Origin of the sequence: Sorangium sp. So ce836 (assembly GCF_028553905.1) — a bacterium.
GTDB classification, from domain to species: domain Bacteria; phylum Myxococcota_A; class Polyangia; order Polyangiales; family Polyangiaceae; genus Sorangium; species Sorangium cellulosum_D.
Map to the genome: position 1 here is coordinate 2,415,521 of NZ_CP102233.1, position 17,502 is coordinate 2,433,022.

14 protein-coding genes are annotated in these 17,502 nt (G+C 73.2%); 5 read left to right on the forward strand and 9 right to left on the reverse strand.

Features of this window, described 5'->3' with window-relative positions:
* The first annotated feature begins 558 nt into the window (after positions 1-558).
* Positions 559-864, forward strand: a complete 306-nt coding sequence (locus tag NQZ70_RS08840; RefSeq protein WP_237245160.1) for a hypothetical protein — start codon at positions 559-561, stop codon at positions 862-864.
* Between the two features lie 718 nt (positions 865-1,582).
* On the opposite strand, the gene NQZ70_RS08845 is transcribed toward NQZ70_RS08840, so the two are convergent.
* Positions 1,583-4,129 carry a GAF domain-containing protein gene (locus NQZ70_RS08845; RefSeq protein WP_237245161.1) on the reverse strand — a complete coding sequence of 849 codons (2,547 nt, stop codon included), beginning with the start codon at positions 4,127-4,129 and terminating at the stop codon, positions 1,583-1,585.
* Positions 4,130-4,354: 225 nt separating this feature from the next.
* A complete protein-coding gene (locus tag NQZ70_RS08850) occupies positions 4,355-5,596 on the reverse strand; it encodes an SDR family oxidoreductase (RefSeq protein ID WP_129573832.1) in 1,242 nt (413 codons plus the stop codon).
* 165 nt (positions 5,597-5,761) lie between these two features.
* Here NQZ70_RS08850 and NQZ70_RS08855 point away from each other — a divergent pair, with 165 nt between their 5' ends.
* Positions 5,762-7,246, forward strand: coding sequence for a hypothetical protein (locus NQZ70_RS08855; RefSeq protein ID WP_237245162.1), 1,485 nt, complete (start codon positions 5,762-5,764; stop codon positions 7,244-7,246).
* 191 nt (positions 7,247-7,437) lie between these two features.
* Here the strand turns inward: NQZ70_RS08855 and NQZ70_RS08860 are convergent, their stop codons facing one another.
* A complete protein-coding gene (locus NQZ70_RS08860; protein ID WP_129573833.1) occupies positions 7,438-7,923 on the reverse strand; it encodes a gluconokinase in 486 nt (161 codons plus the stop codon).
* Between the two features lie 140 nt (positions 7,924-8,063).
* Here NQZ70_RS08860 and NQZ70_RS08865 point away from each other — a divergent pair, with 140 nt between their 5' ends.
* Positions 8,064-9,389, forward strand: a complete 1,326-nt coding sequence (locus NQZ70_RS08865) for a serpin family protein (protein WP_165373858.1) — start codon at positions 8,064-8,066, stop codon at positions 9,387-9,389.
* Positions 9,390-9,664: 275 nt separating this feature from the next.
* Here the strand turns inward: NQZ70_RS08865 and NQZ70_RS08870 are convergent, their stop codons facing one another.
* The 4 genes from NQZ70_RS08870 to NQZ70_RS08885 all read right to left on the reverse strand — a co-directional run bounded on the left by NQZ70_RS08870 (position 9,665) and on the right by NQZ70_RS08885 (position 13,047).
* Positions 9,665-10,315 carry an isoprenylcysteine carboxylmethyltransferase family protein gene (locus NQZ70_RS08870; RefSeq protein ID WP_129573834.1) on the reverse strand — a complete coding sequence of 217 codons (651 nt, stop codon included), beginning with the start codon at positions 10,313-10,315 and terminating at the stop codon, positions 9,665-9,667.
* A 171-nt stretch (positions 10,316-10,486) separates the two neighbouring features.
* A complete protein-coding gene (locus NQZ70_RS08875) occupies positions 10,487-10,831 on the reverse strand; it encodes a Kazal-type serine protease inhibitor domain-containing protein (protein ID WP_129573835.1) in 345 nt (114 codons plus the stop codon).
* Positions 10,832-11,119: 288 nt separating this feature from the next.
* Positions 11,120-11,380: a SemiSWEET transporter gene (locus NQZ70_RS08880; RefSeq protein WP_165373859.1), complete on the reverse strand. Its 261-nt coding sequence runs from the start codon at positions 11,378-11,380 to the stop codon at positions 11,120-11,122.
* Positions 11,381-11,589: 209 nt separating this feature from the next.
* Positions 11,590-13,047 (reverse strand): PLP-dependent aminotransferase family protein, encoded by a 1,458-nt coding sequence (locus tag NQZ70_RS08885; RefSeq protein WP_129573836.1) that lies wholly within the window; start codon positions 13,045-13,047, stop codon positions 11,590-11,592.
* A gap of 70 nt (positions 13,048-13,117) precedes the next feature.
* Here NQZ70_RS08885 and NQZ70_RS08890 point away from each other — a divergent pair, with 70 nt between their 5' ends.
* Positions 13,118-14,173 (forward strand): GNAT family N-acetyltransferase, encoded by a 1,056-nt coding sequence (locus NQZ70_RS08890; protein WP_165373860.1) that lies wholly within the window; start codon positions 13,118-13,120, stop codon positions 14,171-14,173.
* A gap of 105 nt (positions 14,174-14,278) precedes the next feature.
* On the opposite strand, the gene NQZ70_RS08895 is transcribed toward NQZ70_RS08890, so the two are convergent.
* Positions 14,279-15,319 carry a methyltransferase gene (locus tag NQZ70_RS08895; protein ID WP_129573837.1) on the reverse strand — a complete coding sequence of 347 codons (1,041 nt, stop codon included), beginning with the start codon at positions 15,317-15,319 and terminating at the stop codon, positions 14,279-14,281.
* A gap of 102 nt (positions 15,320-15,421) precedes the next feature.
* On the opposite strand from NQZ70_RS08895, the gene NQZ70_RS08900 reads away from it, so the two are divergent.
* Complete coding sequence (locus NQZ70_RS08900) at positions 15,422-16,027, forward strand: TetR/AcrR family transcriptional regulator (protein ID WP_129573838.1); 606 nt, start codon at positions 15,422-15,424, stop codon at positions 16,025-16,027.
* On the opposite strand, the gene NQZ70_RS08905 is transcribed toward NQZ70_RS08900, so the two are convergent.
* Positions 15,999-17,468 (reverse strand): PLP-dependent aminotransferase family protein, encoded by a 1,470-nt coding sequence (locus NQZ70_RS08905; protein ID WP_207217783.1) that lies wholly within the window; start codon positions 17,466-17,468, stop codon positions 15,999-16,001. The genes NQZ70_RS08900 and NQZ70_RS08905 overlap by 29 nt on opposite strands.
* Between the last annotated feature and the right edge of the window lie 34 nt (positions 17,469-17,502).

Consider the following 17,502-nt stretch of genomic DNA (forward strand, 5'->3'; position numbering starts at 1 on the left):
GCACTCCGCGGAACATGTCCCCCTGGGCCAGACGCGGAGCCAGCCCCACCGCGGGGAGCCGGACGAAGCGCGCCCGCACCGCGGTCGGGCCGCGGTCGCGTGCTGCGCGCCGGCGGTGCTCCTCCACGTCGAGCACGCGCACGCGAGCACGCATGGGCTCATGGGGCTTCACCTCGGGAGGTTTATCCGTTATAGCGGATGCCGCGTCAGACGCAGTCGCTCTTCATACTTCACATGCGCTCGAGCGCGCATCGGCGAATGTGCTTGACCGGCGCGTGCTCGCGGTGGCCCGCGCACATGCAACGATGATGCAGTGAGACAAAAAGCTTGCGTAATCCAGTATGGTGGCCTATCATCCACAATAACGGAATCACCATCGAACCGACACCGAACCATTGCAGGTGAACGCGCTCGCGCGGCTTGCGAGCGCACATTCGCGCGATTTTCGGCGTGAATTGAGTCGCCGTGGCGGTGTGGAGCGGTGATCGGCGTGTGGCTGTGCCGCGCGATTCTTTGGGGGGGAACAACCCAAGGAGAGAACAATACATGAAAGCTTCGATGAGCATCTTTGCGAGCGCGCTGCTGCTTGGCGCGACGATGATGATTGGCGCCGGATGCGGCGATGACGAGGACACCGGCAACACCACCGGGACGACCAGCACGACGACCAGCTCGGCGACGACCGGCTCCGGCACGGGTGGCGGCGGCGGCGAGGGTGGTGAGGGTGGCGGCACTGGCGGCGCTGGCGGCGGTACTGGCGGCGCTGGCGGCGGCACCGGCGGCGCTGGCGGCGGCACGGGCGGCGCTGGCGGCGGCACCGGCGGCGCGGGCGGCGCTGGTGAGGGCGGGGCTGGCGGCGCCTGAGCCGAGCGCGTCCTTGATGCGTTTCCCCCTCCCGAACCGCAATGCGGGGGGAGCGGGATCGAGCCGATCGTAGCTCGAAGGGGATCACGGGAAGGCAGGGAGACGGAAGGTACTTTGCGTCCTCCCTCCTTCCCGTGAGATCCGGAGCACCCTCATCTCAGCTCATGGACCCTCCGGCGCCGGTTGATCCGGTCTGGAGGGTCTCTGCGTCTGGCGCCCTCTGCGCTGGTGGCTGCGCGGCGCTGCCGCGCTGTCACGCGCCGTTCGCGCTGCCGCGCGCCGCTCTCGCGTTGTCGCGCGCCTCTGCGCTCCCACGCGTCTCGGACGGAGCCCGGCGGGCCGCTCCCAAGCTATGCATCATTTGCGGCCCGCCCTGAATCCGGCGTCATGGGTTCGTGGCGAGATCTCCATCGCGTCGAGCCGGCGATGCGTTGCCCCGGCCCATCCCCGGTTCATGGTCGCCGCGCAGCGAGGGCCAATGGCGGCGTCTCCCGCGGAGACGGTAGGCCCGAGACGAGGGGGTTCGTCGCGCGGCGCGGGGAGGGCCGATGTTCGAGGGCCGCTGTCTGACCCCGGTTGAGCGCGCTCCTCCGGCCTTGCCGGAGGGCGCTCGCAGACGAGCCCGGCGGGGCCCCGCGCCGCGCGACGAACACCCCTTCGTCGAGCCCGGCGCTTCGGCACCGCCGTGGAGCGGCGCACCCGCGCCGCGCCGTTCGAGCTACCGTGCGTCGCGTGCGTCGCTGCAGCGCCTCAGCTCGCTCCAGGGGCTCTCCGCGTCGCGGTTGCAGGCGCGGAGCTCCTCCGTGAGGCGAGCGACCTCTGCCGCGAGCGCCTCGTTGCATCGCCGGAGATCGCTCGCAGTGCTCTGCACCTCGCGGTAGCGCAGCGCGTTGTTCACGGCCACCGCCGCCTGCGACGCGAGCAGCCCGCAGGGCTCGAGCTGCCCCGCGCGGAACGCCCCGGCGCCCGTGTCGCTCTCCGCGTAGAGCACGCCCGTGAGGCGGCCCTGGTGCGTCATGGCGAGGCACAGGATCGACCGCGGACCGGCCTCGAGCAGGTAGGGATCCTGCGCGAACCGCTCGTCCGCCGCCGCGCTCGCCAGCACGACCGGCTGCTGCGTTTGCGCGACGTGCTGGATGACGGCGACGGCGAGATCGGACGCGCACTCGAGCGGCATCGCAGCGTCGAGGCGCACCCCCTCGGCGTCGGCGGCGAGCTCGGCCTCGACGCCCAGCGCGCCGTCGCGCGCGAGGAGCAGCACGGCGCGCCGCGCCCCGGCGATCTCGCGCAGCACCCGGAGGAGCCGCTCGAAGAGCCGCTCGAGGACGAGCTCCCCGTGGAGGGCGCGCGAGGCCCGGAAGATGGCGAGCGCATCGAGCGAAGGACGCTGCGTGCTCGCCGGGGGCGCGGCCTCCGGCGGCCGGCTCGCCTGCCCGAAGAGCGTCGTGCGCGCCACGAGGTGTGGGTACTTCCGAGACAGCTGTCGCACTTTGGCCGTCGCGCCCCACCGCAGGTAGGCCTCGTGGGCGTCGGTCATGTAGACGTGGGCGATCCGCTCCCTCCCGCTCGCCAGGTGGAACTTCGCGCAGAGCTCGCTGGCGAGCGCCTCGTCGCGAACGAACCCGTTCACCTTCGCCGCCTCGATCGCCTGATCGTAGAGCTTCATCGCCGCGAGCTCCTCGCCGGCGGCGCGCGCGGACTCCGCGCGGACGAGGAGGTGCTTGTGCCGGTAGTTGTCCGGGCACCGCTCTGCCCACGCCGCGAGCCGATCCCGGTAGTTCGGCACGGAGACGGGGGTCAGCTGCCGGCCGCGCGACAGCGCGGGCGAGAGCAGCGTGAGGCAGGTGTAGAAGAACACCTCGGTCGCGAGGTGATCGTCGACGCGGCCCTGCATCTTCGCCTCGGCGAGCGAGCCCATGCGCATCGCCCCCTCGTAGTCCTCGACCAGGAAGCAGACCTGCTGGCGCAGCGCGTAATGGATGAGCGCGACGGCGCCGTAGGCCGGCGCCGAGATCTTCTCCTCGTACGCCGTGGTCGCCTCGTCGACGACGGGCTCCGGCGCGCGCGACGCGCCGACCGGCGCCGTCGTGCTCATCAGGTCGTCGAGCGCGCGGCGCACCCCCGTGAGCGCCGCCAGCGCGAGCTCGTCGCGGCCGCGCTGCACCAGCTCGAGGAACCCGTCGACCTCCGCCCGCACGGCCGCGCACTCGTCGCCGAGCCCGAGGCGAACCAGGGCGGTATGGACGCACGTCTGCGCCACGTACGAGGGATCGCCCGCCCTGAGCCCGGCCTCGTGGGCTTCCTTGAAGAGGTCGAGGCTCGAGAGCAGGTGCTTGGTGAAGACGCTGATGTGCGCCCCGAGCACGAGGCGCAGCCGGCACGAGAGCTCGTCCTGGCCGGCCCTCTCGTTCATCTCGAGCGCGAGCTCGCCGACCTCGTAGGCCTCGTCGTAGCGGCGGAGCACCCGCGCGGCCATCCAGGCGTAGGCCATGTAGCCGTACGGGGAAGCGCCGCCGTGGCCGTGCTCCAGCGAGAGGTTGACCTGCCTGGCCGCGATGAAGGTGCAGAGCGGCGGGCAGATCCGCGCGGCGGGCATCGTCAGCGCCATGAGGAGCCGGAGCGCCGCGCGGACCCGGGCGTCCGACGTCTCGGGCTCGTCGAGCAGATCGCTGAGCCGGCGCGTGCCGAGCGCGGCGCGCGCCGCCGCGAGCTCGGCCTCCGCGGCCGCCTTCCGCGCCGGCCCGTCCTCGGGGAGGGGGACGCCGAGCATCGCGAGCGCCGTCTTCCCGAGCGCGATCGCCTCCTCCAGCCGGCCTTGCGCGGCGCACACGGCGATGCGCAGCTCGTACGCCCGGGCGCGCTCCAGGTCCGAGCGCGCCTCCGCCGCGAGCACGTCGAGCAGCGACCCCGCGCGCTCGAGCTGGCCGCCGAGGTACGCGCACTCGGCCGCCTCCGCGTGCAGCGAGAACGCGAGCTCGGGGTCCTCCTTGAAGCTCCCGTCCGGCAGCGCCGAGAGCCCCGCCTCGAAGAAGCCGGCCGCCTCGGAGGGCGCGCCCTGCTCCTTCGCCTTGCGGCCCGCCGCCAGGCTCATCGCGGCGAGCTCCGCGCGCCCGTGCGGCGCGACGAGCGGCGGCGCGAGGGCGTCGAGATCCCACGAAGCGGCGTCGGGGCGCGCGTCCCGGCGCTTCAGGTACGCCTCGAGGTCGACCTTCATTACCTGCGCGCCCGGATAGCGCTCGTCAGCCGATTTGCACAGGAGCTTCATCGCCATCTCCGAGGCGATCGCGGAGGGGCACCGGCAGCGGGGTCGGAGGTGCCGGCGTGGGTGTCCGCGCGGTGGCCCCTTCGCTCGCTGGGAGCTCCGTCGTGATCGTAGATGGATGGGGGGTCATGGAGGGGCCATCGTCGCCCGCGACAGCGGGCTCCTCCAGCGGCGCGACGTCCGCCGGAGTCGTGCGTCAGCATTCTACCCCAAGTGGGCAGGGGTGCGCTACTGTGGCAGTGTGCCGGCTTTTCTGGGCTGCGCTCGCCACGCGCGCAGGAGCTCGGCCTCGCGCTCTGGCGAGAGCCCTGCCCGCGGCTTGGCTTGCCGCTCCGGCGGAAGAGTCTTCCACCACGACAAAGTGTCCTTGACCGTTTCCTGTACGGCCCGGAACGTGAGCCCCGCTTTGCGCGCGCGCTCGGTGCTGCGCAGGTGAAAGGCTTGGGTCTCGCCCTCTGCGGGCGCCCAGATCGGCAGGTCGACCGGCTCGCCGCCCGGCTTCTCGAGGAACTTCGCGCTGACCCAGGTGAAGCGCGCGTTCGCGCCGCTGGCGAGCGCGGCCTTGCACGTGTCGAGCAGCCCGCCCATCGTGAGCGGCTCGCCGGGCCCGGTCGCGTTGAAGATGCCAGTGGTCCGGGCCTCGACGACGGCGACGAGCCACGCGGCGAGATCGCGGACATCGATGATCTGGATCGGGTCGAGCGGCGTGCCCGGGGCGAGGACCTCACCGCCCCGCTCGACGCGAACGGGCCAGTACGTGAACCGGTCGGTCGGGTCTTCGGGCCCCACGATGAACCCGGGGCGGACCCTCGTGACCCGGCCGGGCATCGCCGCCTCGGCGGCCTGCTCGCAGAGCGCCTTGAGAGGGCCGTAGTTCTCGAAGTCCTTGCCCATCGTCTCGACGGTGGGGTCCGCCATCGTCGCGATCGGGGCCGTCTCGTCGGCCCCCGGGGTCGTGTGGGTCGCGTAGGCGGAGAGGCTCGAGATGAACACGTATTGCTGCACGTTCGGGGCGAGCAGCTCCGCGGACGCCTTGACGATCCGCGGCACGTACCCCGAGTTGTCGATGACGGCGTCCCACGCGCGGCCGGCGAGGGCCTTGAGCCCATCGCCCTTGTTCGGATCCCGGTCGCCGTGCAGCTTCTCGACATCGGGGAAGAGGTGCGGCCGCGTCTTGCCGCGGTTGAAGAGGGTGACGGTATAGCCGCGCGCCTTCGCCGCCTCGACCACGGCGGGCCCGAGGAAGCCTGTTCCACCGAGGATGAGGAGCGTCTTCTTCCCCGAGCTCCCGGAGGACACGGTCGGCTGCGGCGACGCCGGCGCGGGCGCCCGCGCCTGGCCGCCGCCTGGTGCGGGCCCGGCGCCGGCCGGCGCGGGCGGGCTGGGCCTCGGCGCGGAGGAGCAGCCGAGCGCAGCCATCGAGCCCGCCGCGGCGGTGAGCGAGAGGAAGTGGCGGCGTGAAGAGGGCATGAAGCGGTTCTATCCGATCGCGCCCTCCCGTCCCAGATGAGTTCGCGGGCCCCGATAAAGGACGAGATTTTCGTACTTCCAAGAAGTTTGAAATGGAATGGTCATGGTCCACATCCTGCAGTGTTTCCAGTCTGCCCGCGTCGAGGCGGGAGAGGAGAATGCGGTATGCGGTCTGTCTTGGGGGCGCTGGGCGCGCTCTGCGGCGTCATCTGCTGGGGAGCTGGGTGTGTTTCGGGGGCTGGGGGCGGCGCGGCGGAGGGCGAGCCGGGGCGCGACGGCGTGGATTCGATCGGGGCGAACGCGGAGCACAGATCGCCCGCAGGGATGTGCGGGACGGGTGCAGCGGATCCCGGCGGTGTGTGTCAGGACGCCGCGGCTCCGCGCGGCAGCAGCATGTCCGGCGCGGGTGGGCCGGGAGCGGCCGCTCGGGCCGAGCCGGGCTGCCGGCGGCGGCCGTTCAGTCGGCAGTTCCCCGCCACGGGCGCGACGTTGCGCGGCTTCGCCATCGACACGGCGGGCAACGCGCTGCTCGCCGGCGCCCTCGAGAGCGAGGCGACCTTCGGCGGCACCCGGCTGGAGAGCGCGGGCGCGGCGGACGTCTTCGTGGCGAAGCTCGACGCGTGCGGCAATCCGATCTGGGCCAAGCGGTTCGGCGACGCCGCGGCGCAGGGCGCCATCGACGTGGCCGCGGGCAAAGGGGGGCACGCGTTCGTGCTCGGCGAGTTCACCGGCACGCTCGATCTCGGGGCGCACCGTCTCACGGCGGCGTCGCCCTGGGGCGCCGATCTGTTCCTCGCGAAGCTCGGCTCGAACGGCGCGACCCGCTGGGCGGTGCAGATCAGCGCCGGGGAGGACTCCATCCTGACCGGCACGGCGCTCGCGGCGGACGTCGACGACGGCGGCGCGCTCGTGCTCGGCAGGCTCGAGGGGACGGCGAAGGTCGCCGGCGTGCGGATCGAGCGGCGGTCGATCGGCGCCTTCGTCGTCCGGCTCGACGCTTCGGGGCGCGTCGTGTGGGTCAGCCTGCCGCCGAGCGGCGCGGACAGCGAGGAGATCGGCATCGAGGTCGACCACGACGGCAACGCGCTCATCGCGAGCCAGGACGGGCGCGGCACGGCGACGTTCGTGACCAAGCTCGACGACGACGGGCAGCTCGAGTGGCACAAGCGGTTCCGCGGCTCGTCGGATCAGCTGGAGATGGCGTTCGACCTCGCCGTCGATCCGGACGGCGCCGCGCTGCTCTCCGGCAGCGGCGTCTTCGGCGAGCCCGAGCTGCCGGGTGGCCCGCGGCCGTTCGTGGCCAAGCTCGACGACGACGGCGACGTGCTCTGGGTGAAGCGCTTCGACGCGCAGAGCCCCCGCCAGGTCGCGGCGAGCGAGGAGAGCGTGGTGCTGGCCGGCGATGCGCTGTGCGAGGCGGAGGATCCGGCCTCGTGCAGCGCGTGGGCGGCCGGGCTGAGCCCGAGCGGGGAGGAAGAGGAGTGGACCCAGCGCATCGGCGCCGACGTCCGCGTCGTCGGGCTGGAGCTGGACCCGTGGGAGAAGCCGGTGCTCGCCGGGAGGTTCCAGGGCACGATCGAGCTGGGCGGTGACGAGCTCTCCAGCGCGCAGGGCGCGCTCTTCGTGGCCCGGCTGTCCGAATCGGACTGACCGCGCCCGGCGCGCCGGGTCTTTCGCTCGGCGCGCCGGGGCTGTCGCCCGGCGGTGTCCTCGGCCTGTCCGCGGCGCCATGACCCGCGCAGGCGCTGCGGCCTCCCGCAGGCGCTGCTGCCTCCCGCAGGCACCGCGGCGTCGCGCAGGCGCTGCGGCCTCCCGCACGCGCTGCGCGGGGCGAGCCCGGCTCACAGGCCGAGCGCGCGGCGGACGGCGGCGGCGATCTCCTCGGGGGTGCCGCCGATGTCGACGCGGATCGCGTCCTCCGGCGGCTCCAGCGCGGCGAGCTGCGTCTCCAGGAGGCCGGGCGGCATGAAGTGATCCGTCCGCGCCGCGAGGCGCGCGGCGATCAGCGCGGGATCGCCGGTCAGGTGCACGAGGCGCATCCGCGCGGGGTCGACGAGCAGCTGCGCGCGGTAAGCCGCCTTGAGCGCCGAGCAGGCGATCACGGCGTCGCGCCCCGCGTCGAGGAGCTGGCGGATGCGCGCCGAGAGCGCGGCGAGCCACGGCGCGCGATCCCGGTCGTCGAGCGGTTTGCCGGAGCGCATCTTCTCGACGTTGGCGGCGGGGTGGAGGTCGTCGGCGTCGAGGAACGCCCACCCGAGCTCGCGCGCGAGGCGCACCCCGACCGTGGTCTTTCCGGCGCCGCTCACGCCCATCACGACCACGATCACGGGCGCCGCGCCCCTCCGGCGGCTCTCTCTCGGGCTCTCCGCATGGTGGGTCGCATCCTATCATGCGCGGCGCCGTGCCCTGCACGCCTGCCGGCGATCGGACCACGGCAGGCCGGCACGCCCCCTGCTCCGCCGGGCGCATGCGTAGGCCTCCGATCTCCGCGATCCTGTTGCCATTTTCCCTGATGTCCGCCGGCTGCACCTCCGACGGCGCCGCGGCGGCGCAGCCCTCACCGCAGCCGTCGGCCTCCGGGTGCAGGGATCCGGACACCGCGGGCTGCGTCATCGCCTCGGACAAGCCGCGGATCCGCGAGCCCGACGTGCCCCAGGCCGACGTCAAGGAGCTCGTCGCCGGCAACACGGCCTTTGCGCTCGAGCTCTACCGTCGGGTCGGCGCCGAGCCGGGCAACCTCTTCTATTCGCCGTACAGCGTGTCGAGCGCGCTGGCGATGACGTACGCCGGCGCCCGCGGCGAAACGGCGGAGCAGATGGCGCGCGCGCTGCGCTTCACCCTGCCCGAGCAGCGGCTTCATCCGGCGTTCAACGCGCTCGACCAGGCGCTCGCGCGCCGCGGCGAGGGCGCCGAGGGGCAGGACGGCAAGGGGTTCCGGCTCAAGGTGGCCAACGCGCTCTGGGGCCAGGTCGGCTCCTCGTTCGCGCGGCCGTTCCTCGACGTGCTCGCGGAGAGCTACGGGGCCGGGCTGCGCGTCGTCGACTTCGCCCAGGCGCCCGAGGAGGCGCGGAGGATCATCAACGGCTGGGTGGCCGAGCGCACCGAGGGCCGGATCAAGGACATCCTGCCCGAGGGCGCCATCCAGCCCGCGACGCGGCTCGTGCTGACGAACGCCATCTATTTCAACGCAGCATGGCAGTTTCCGTTCAAGGAGGAGGCGACCGCCCCCGGCGATTTCACGCTGGCCGACGGCGCCACCGTCTCGGTGCCGATGATGACGGGCAACGCGCAGGTCCGCTATGGCGAGGGCGACGGCTACAAGGCGCTGGAGATGCCCTATGACGGCGGCGAGCTGTCGATGGTGCTCGTGCTCCCGTCGGAGCTCGGGGGCTTCGAGGCGGGGCTCGACCGGGAGCGGCTCGATGGAGTCCTCGCCTCGCTCGGGTCGCGGAGCGTCACGATGACGCTGCCGAGGTTCAAGTTCGCGTCGACCCTCGATCTCGTCCAGCCGCTCACGGAGCTGGGGATGCCCATCGCCTTCTCCGGCCTCGCGGATTTCTCGGGGATGAACGGGCAAGGTGGCCTCTTCATCAGCGACGTGCTCCACAAGGCGTTCGTCTCCGTGAACGAGGCGGGCACCGAGGCGGCGGCGGCGACGGGGGTGGTCATCGGCGAGACGTCGGCGCCCGAGCCCGCGACCATCCATTTCGATCGTCCGTTCCTCTTCTTCATCCGGGATCACGCGACCGGCGCGATCCTGTTCGTCGGCCGGGTAGCGAATCCGTCCGGTTGAACCGCCGAGCCCGCCGAGGTCGCCGCTCCTCGTCCGGTCGCGGCCTCAGGGGGCGTCGATCTCCGCGCTGAGCTCGTCGGGGCATTTCTCCTCTCCGGCGCCGGGGGGCCGCGCGCCGAGGCACGCGCGCCGCGCCCGCCGTGCTGCGTCGTCGAGGCGGCGTATCGCGGATATCCCGGCCCGGCGCCCTCGATGCGGCGCGCCTGTGACGCTCGTGGCATTTTGCCGCGCAACGCCGCCGGGGGCGAAGCGGCGCGCGAGCGCCTCGTCGCTCGTCAGTAGACGCGGGGGATGAGCCGCGCGGAGGTCCGGCGCGCGTAATCGTCGTATTCGGGGAAGGTGTCGCGCAGCACGCGCTCCTCGTACCCCATGCGGACGACCTGCAAGACGAGCTCGACCGTGAAGAGCACGAGCGCGGCGATCGACGGATAGAGCACGATCACGCCGACGCCCTGGAGCGCCGTCGCGAGGTAGACCGGATGTCGTACCAGCCGGTAAGGGCCGCCCGTGACGAGGCGGCGCGCCTCGGGCATGACGCTGAACGACTTGCCCAGCCAGCCGAGGCTGACCACGGCGAGCGCAAGGCCCGCGACGAGGAGCAGCGTCCCCGCCATCTGGCGGCCGGGTGTGGGCGCAACCTTGGGCAGCCACGCGAGGCTCGCCGGCAGCAGCCCGGCGGCGAGCGCGGTGATGCGCGGCACGACGCCGCTCAGCTTGCGCACCGGGCGGAGGCGAAACAGCGTGAGCGCCGCGACGAGCAAGAGATACGCCTCGGTGGCGAGGAGCGCGGCCAGCGTCGTCCCGTACGTGAGCCCCGCGGGCCCGCGCCAGAGAAACAGGTGAACGTAGATATCTCGCCCGGTGAACAGGGCGTTATAGAGCATCAGGACGGCGAGCGGCAGCCGCATCGCGAGGTCATAAAGCATCGCACCATTCATTGTATTCCCCCTTACGTTGGATGGTGAGAGGGGGTGCGGGCGCGGTCAAGCCGGCGCGGCCGGGTGCCTTACCGGAACCGTCATCGATTCACTGCGGGCACAGCGCGCCTCGCGGCGGCGAGTCGGGGACGTATGCGTCGCGGGTGAGGGGAGCTCGGCTCATCCACCGGTCGGGGCGCCGTCGCACTCGCCCATCGCCTGGACGGCGACGCCGGCCATCGCGGCCAGACAGGGATTCGCGTAAGTCCGGCCGTCGCAGCCGCAGACGGGCATGTGCTCCTCCGTGCAGGACGCAGGTCGCTCCTCGCAGACGCCTGCCGCGTCCGCCCAGCCGCACCTGTCCTCCAGCGCGTAGCTGCAATAGAGCCCCGTGGCGCAGACGGGCGCGGGGCCGTGGGTGAAGCCGCCGCAGCCCTCCCCGGCCTCGGCGATCGGCGTCTCGGACGCCCCGCAGCCCAGCGCCGCGAGCGCGAGGAGCACGCTCGGCCTGTGGAATCGTCTCATGAATCCCCCTCTCGGGATGACGGAAGCCCACGGCGCGGCGATCGAGGCGCGAGAGCCGATCTCTCGCCCCAGCGCGCCGAGCACGACATGGTCCGCTGGGGATCTGCGCCCTGGTCCCGCTGCTGGGACTGGCAATGCAGTAGGACGTGGGAAATGCCGTGTCAAGCGAGGCTCGGAAAGGCCGGCTTCGGCGGGAGGAGCGGAGAGGCCCAGTGGGCGCCGCCGGGGCGGAGCTGGTTTGGCTGGCCGAGGCGCGGCGAGCCGGAGCGCCGCGCGGGAGGGGGCGGCTCAGCCGTACCGGAGCTTGAGGACGAACACGGTGCCCGAGAGGACGAACGTGATCGCGTTGGCGACGATGATCGGCACGTCCCCGGTGAGCAGGCCGTAAACGAGCCACAGGCCGACGCCGGTCACGAAGGCCGCGTACATGCCGACCGAGATCGAGCGCGTGTCGTGCGTGCGCAGCGTGCGGAGCACCTGCGGGAGAAAGGAGATCGTGGTGAGGGTCGCCGCGACGAGCCCGAGCGCGGTCACTACTTCTCGATGCATCTGGTGGTGTTTGTCCCTTCGGTTCGCCCCCGATGCATAGAGTAGCTCTCTCCGGAGAGACAGGGAGAGACGGCGGTTTTGTGGACGCGCCGCCATCGACCGGAGGTGGAGCCGCCCCCAAAACCGCGGACACCCGCGTTCTACCGCTTCTGCCGCGTTCGCCGCCGTGCAGGGCGCCGGGCCGTTCTGGCCGGCTGTCCGCCTGCCGATCAGAGCGCCTGGACCATCCTCTCCACCGCCTCGCGGATCTCTCGCTCGTCCAGCGCCGCGAACCCGAGCCGCAGGAAGGGGCGTTTCTTGCCGTCGAACGCGAACCGCCGCCCCGCCGAGAACGCGACCTTCCGCGCGAGCGAGCGCTCGGCCCAGGCGTCCGCGTCGATCGCGGCGTCCACCTTGGCCCACAGGGCCATCCCGCCGGCCGGCACGCGGAAGTCGAGCGCGTCGCCGAGCCGGGCGCGCAGCGACGCGACGAGGAGATCGCGCCGCGCCCGGTAAACGCGCCGCGCGCGCTGCGCGTGGCGCTGCACCTCGCCGTCCTCGAGCAGCTCGGCGACGGCGCGCTCCACCGCGTGATCGCCCTGCCGGTCGACGAAGGTGCGGTGCAAGGAGAGCCGCTCGATCAGGGGCTCGGGCGCGACCACGAAGCCGAGCCGGAGCCCGGGGGCGAGGATCTTCGACAGGGTGCCGATGTAGACGACGATGCCGGCCGTGTCCGCGCTGGCGAGCGGCAGCACCGGGCGGCCGTCGTAATGGAACTCGTGATCGTAGTCGTCCTCGAGGAGCGCGATCCGGCGGCTGCGGCAGAGCTCGAGGAGCGCGATCCGCCTGCCGGGCGCGAGCACCGCGGTCGTGGGGTACTGGTGATGCGGGGTGACGTAGACGGCGCGGAGGCGCTCGCGATCGGCGAGCTCCGCGAGCGCGTCGACCGAGAGGCCCGCGGCGTCGACCGGCACCGGGACGAGCCGCGCGCCGGCGAGGCGGAGCGCCTCCCACGCCGGGCGGTAGCCGTACGACTCGACGGCCACCGCGTCGCCCGGCGCGAGCAGCGCGCGCGCGACGAGGTCGAGCGCCATCTGGCTGCCGCGCGTGACGAGCACCGACTCCGGGCCGGCGGCGAGGCCGCGCACCGCCGAGAGCATCGCGGCGAGGGCGGCGCGGAGGCGGGCGTGGCCGCGCGGATCGGCGTAGTCGAGCAGCCGGCTCGGCTCGGCGCGGAGCGCGCGGCGGTAGGCGCGCGCGAGCGCCGCGGTCGGGACGAGGCGCATGTCGGGGACGCCGCCGCTCATCCGGAGCGCGCCCTCGGGGACGAGGGGCATGGGCCGGAGCGAGGTCGCGCCGAGGTCGAAGCCGAGCTTCGCCGGCACCTCGGCCCGGACCGCCGCGCGCCGGGCGAAGCGCCGGGGCGCGGGCGCCGGCAGCTCGGCCGAGACGAAGGTGCCGCGCGCGGCGCTGGCCTCGATCCAGCCCTCGGCGGCGAGCTCGCGGTACGCGGCGAGGACGGTGTTGCGGTGGACCGACAGGGACCGCGCGAGCGCGCGGCTGCCCGGGAGCTCGTCGCCGGCGCGGAGCCGGCCGCGGCGGATGTCGTCGGCGAGGGCGCGCGCGATCTGCAGGAAGATCGGCTGCGACGCGGCGGGATCGACGGCGAGCGAGAGCTCCCAGGGCACGCCGGCTGGTCTAGCAGAAATCGACGGACCGGATCTTTTGGACGTACCAGCCGCGCGGCACGCTCCGGCCATGCGCAGGGAAATTTTCCGCATGGAGCGCGTGGAGGCCGAGGAGCTCCTCGGGCGCGCAGAGGTGGTGCACGTGGCCTCGACGACGGCGGAGGGCGCGCCGCTCTTGCGGGCGGTGCACGGCGTCGTGGTCCGGGGGTCGATCGCGTTCCACGGCGCGCCCGCGGGCGAGAAGATCGAGGCCGTCGGCCGGGCGGCGGTGGTGTCGTGCGAGCAGATCGTCGCCTCGATCCCGAGCTACTTCACCGATCCAGCGCGCGCCTGTCCGGCGACGACGCTCTACCGGAGCGCGCAGGCGCACGGGGTGATCGAGCGCGTGGACGACCCGGACCACAAGGCCGAGGTGCTGGAGGCGCTGATGCGGAAGTACCAGCCCGAGGGCGGGTACGCGCCGCTCGACGCCCGGAGCCCGCTCTACCGCAAGGCGATCGAGGGGATCCTCGTGCTCGCGGTCCCGCTCGAGCGGCTCGACGGCAAGGCGAAGCTCGCGCAGAACCGCGCGCCGGAGGAGCGGGCGCGCCTCCTCACGAAGCTCTGGGAGCGGGGCTCGCCGGGCGACCCCGAGGCGATCGAGCTCCTGCGCGGCGCGTGCCCGGACACGCCGGTGCCCGATTTCCTGCGGGCGCCGGCGGGCTGCGCGCTCGCGTGCGCGCTCGGGCCGCGCGACGTGGACGCGGCCGTCGATCTGCTCGAGGGCGCCTACTGGAACCAGGGTGTGCCGCGCGAGGTGATCGCGCGGGCGCAGCTCGGCTCGTCGGCGTGGGTGGGCGCGCGCGACGCCGCGGGCCGGCTCGTGGCGACGGCGCGCGCGGTGAGCGACGGGAGCAAGCGCGCGTGGATGTTCGACGTGATGGTCGCCCCTCCGCTGCGGGGCCTCGGCGTGGGCGAGGCGGTGGTGCGCCTGCTGCTCGCGCACCCGGCGGTCTGCGGCGCGCGCCACGTCCACCTGGGCACGCAGGACGCGCACACGTTCTACGCGCGGTTCGGGTTCCGTCACCGCGCGGACCTGCCGCCGCCGCCGTTCACGTCGACGGAGATGGTCCTCGCCAGGGGGTGAGGCCGGGGCGGCGGCGAGGGCGCGAGCCCGCGCGAGGGCGACGCGCGCAGCTCCTGGGGCCCACTCGGGCCATCGCGCTGCAGGGCCTGGGCGCGATCGGCCGCGTCAGGTCCGCCGGCACTCGAGCATGTGCCAGGGCAGGAAGTCCTGCGAGAGGGGGATGGTGCGGGCGAGCGTGTAGCCCGCTGCGGCCAGGAGGCTCTGGAGCTGCTCGCGGGTGCGTTCCCTTCCGCCGCAGCCGACCAGGGTGAGCACGTCGAGCAGGTGCATCGGCGAGGCCTGCGGGCCACAGGGCAGCAGCGGCTCGATGACGAGCAAGGTGCCGCCCGCGCGGCTGGCCTGGTGGCAACGTTCAATGATGGTGCGGGCGCGCTCGTCGTCCCAGTTGTGAAGTACTTGACTGATCACGTAGAGATCGCCGCCGGCCGGGACCGCGTCGAAGAAGCTCCCGGCGACGATCTGGGTGCGATCCGCGAGGCCGCCCTCGGCCAGCAGGGTGGGGGCCTCGGCGAGCGTCTCGGAGAGATCGAACAGCACGCCGGCGGCGCGCGGCGCGCGGCGGAGGATGGCCGCTAGCAGGGTTCCTCGGCCGCCGCCCACATCGACGATGCGATCGAAGCCGGAGGCGTCGTAGGCCGCGGCGACCTCGGTCGAGAGGCGCGAGGTGATGCGGCTCATGCCGCGGGCGAGCCATCGGGCCTCCTCCGGGTGGCGTCGGTAGTAGCTCCAGGTCTCGTTCTCGTCGCCTCCGCGCCCGGTGCGGACGACATCAGCGAGGCGACCAACGGCCTGCCACAACGGGGGTGTGGCGAAGCCAACCACCAGGTCACGGAGCGATCCTGGAGTGTCCGTACGCAGCAACGCGCCCATCTCGGTGAGGGCAAACCGACCACCCTCATCCCGGGTTAGCAGGCCGAAGACCATGGCCGCGTGCAGCAACCGGCCCAGCGCGTCCGGGTCGGCGCCTGTGGCCGTCGCCAGCTCCTCCGCGGTTCGCGCCGTTCCGGCCATGTGGTCGGGCACGCCGAGCCGCGCGATCACGGCCACGACCTGGGTCGCGAGAAAGCCATCGACCAGCTGACCCAGCCGTTTCCCGGGATCATCAACGGAGAGTCCGCCGAAAAGTGTCGTCTCTTGCATCGTCATCCTCGCCCGATGTTTCAGTGAACGAATGATCGTTCTCTTTCGACCTAGGTTGCCCGATTGTGCTGGTGTATACAAGAGCGAATGTTCGTTCTATGATGAGACATGGCCCGCGTCTCTCAGGACCACCTCGATGCCCGCCGGCAGCAGATCCTCGCGGCTGCGCGGCGCTGCTTCGTCCGCAACGGGTTCCACGCCACGTCGATGCAGGATGTGCTCAGCGAAGCGGAGCTCTCCGCCGGCGGGGTGTATCGCTACTTCCGCAGCAAGGACGACATCATCGCCGCCATCGCTGACGACACGCTCGCCGAGGTCCAGAACGCCTTCGACGCCGCGTTCGACGCCGAGGCACCGCCGCCGCTTGAGGAAGTCCTCGGACGGGTATTCGCCTCGCTCGAGCGCCTCGAGGCCACACAGGATCTGGCCAAGCTCGCCGTCCAGGTGTGGGGCGAAGCGCAGCGCTCACCCTCCTTCTCGGCGCGCGCCAGAGACACTTTCAGCAGCGTCCAGCGCATGCTCGTCGGGCTCATCGCGGCGTATCAGGCTCGCGGCCTGGTGACGCGGGATATCCCGGCCGACCACATGGCCCGGGTCTTGTCTAGCCTCCTGTTCGGCTTCCTGGTTCAGCACGCCCTGCTCGACGGCATCGACGCGGCCTCGCTTCGCAGCGGGCTGCGCGCCTTCATGCTCCGCGCCGGCGCCCCGCGTTGAGCTCAGGGCGGGGCACCTGCTCGATTGCCCGCGCGAGGCGGCGCACGGCCTCGCGCGCGCGCGAGGCCGGCAGCGCGGCGAACCCGAGCAGCAGCCCGTCGAGCCGCCCCTCGTTCGGATCGGACTGATAGCAGCTCGACAGGGCACCCGGCGCGAGGCCCAGCTGGCTCGCGCGCTCGACCACCTCTCCGTCTCGGGCGCCGGTCAGGCGCGCGATCAGGTGCAGGCCGCCCGTCCCCTCCTCGACCTGGAGCTGCGGCGAGGAGAGCTCCTCGAGCGCGCGAGACAGCGCGCCGTGCCGCTCACTGTAGAGCGCGCGCATGCGCCGCACGTGGCGCGCGAAGTGCCCCTCGCCGAGGAAGTCGGCGGCGGCGCGCTGCACGGCGAGCAGCGGGGCCGGGTGCAGCAGGCTGGCCACGCGGGCGAGCGCGTCGCGCGCGCCGTCCGGAACGACGAGGAAGCCGAGGCGCAGCGCGGGGAACATCGATTTGCTGAAGGTCCCCGCGTAGATCACCCGGCCCTGGTCATCGAGGCTCTTGAGGGCGGGCAGCGGCGCCGAGGCGCGCTGGAACTCGCCGTCGTAGTCGTCCTCGATGATCCACGCGTCGGCGCCGCGCGCCCAGGCCAGGAGGGCGAGCCTGCGCGGCAGCGAGAGCGCCATGCCGAGCGGCATCTGGTGGCTCGGCGTCACGAACACGAACCGGGCGCGCGGGGCGAGCGCGGCGCCGCGCGCGACGTCGAGCCCCTCGGCGTCCACCGGCACGGCCGCGAGCCGCAGCCCGGCGAGCTCCAGCGCGGCGCGGGCCCGGTGGTAGCCGGGCTCCTCGAACCACGCCCGGTCTCCCGGCCGAGCGAGCGCGCGGGCGAGCAGGCCGAGCGCGCCGTGGTAGCCCCCGGTGATCATCACCTGCTCCGCGCGCGCGACGACGCCGCGCGAGACCGCGAGGTGCGCGGCGATGGCCTCGCGCAGGGCGCGGTCGCCGCACGGGTCGGAGCCGGCGAGATCGCCGGCGCGGGCGCGCCGCGCGTGCCGGCCGAGCAGCCGCGACCAGGTCGCGACGGGGAACGCGTCGACCGCGGGGACGCCGACCTGGAAGGGGAGGAGCGCCGCGCGGGCGCGAGGCTCCCTTCGCGGCGGCTCCGGAGGGGCCGCGGGGGCGAAGGCGGCGGCGATGGGGAGCGGGGTCGTGACGAACGTGCCGGCCGCGCCGCGCGCCACGAGGAACCCTTCGACCGAGAGGCGCGCGTACGCGGCGTCCACGGTCCCCCGCGAGACGCCCGCCTCGAGCGCCATGGCGCGCGCCGAGGGGAGCCGCGCGCCCGAGGCGAGCGCGCCGGAGAGGACGGCCTGGCGGATCCGGTCGTAGAGCTGCGCTTGCAGCGTACCGGCGCTCCGCTGCCGCCGGCGCGCCGCGGAGACCCTGGCCCCGCGGCGGGTCACGATGGCCCACTCGTTTTCGCGGTTCTTGGCACTG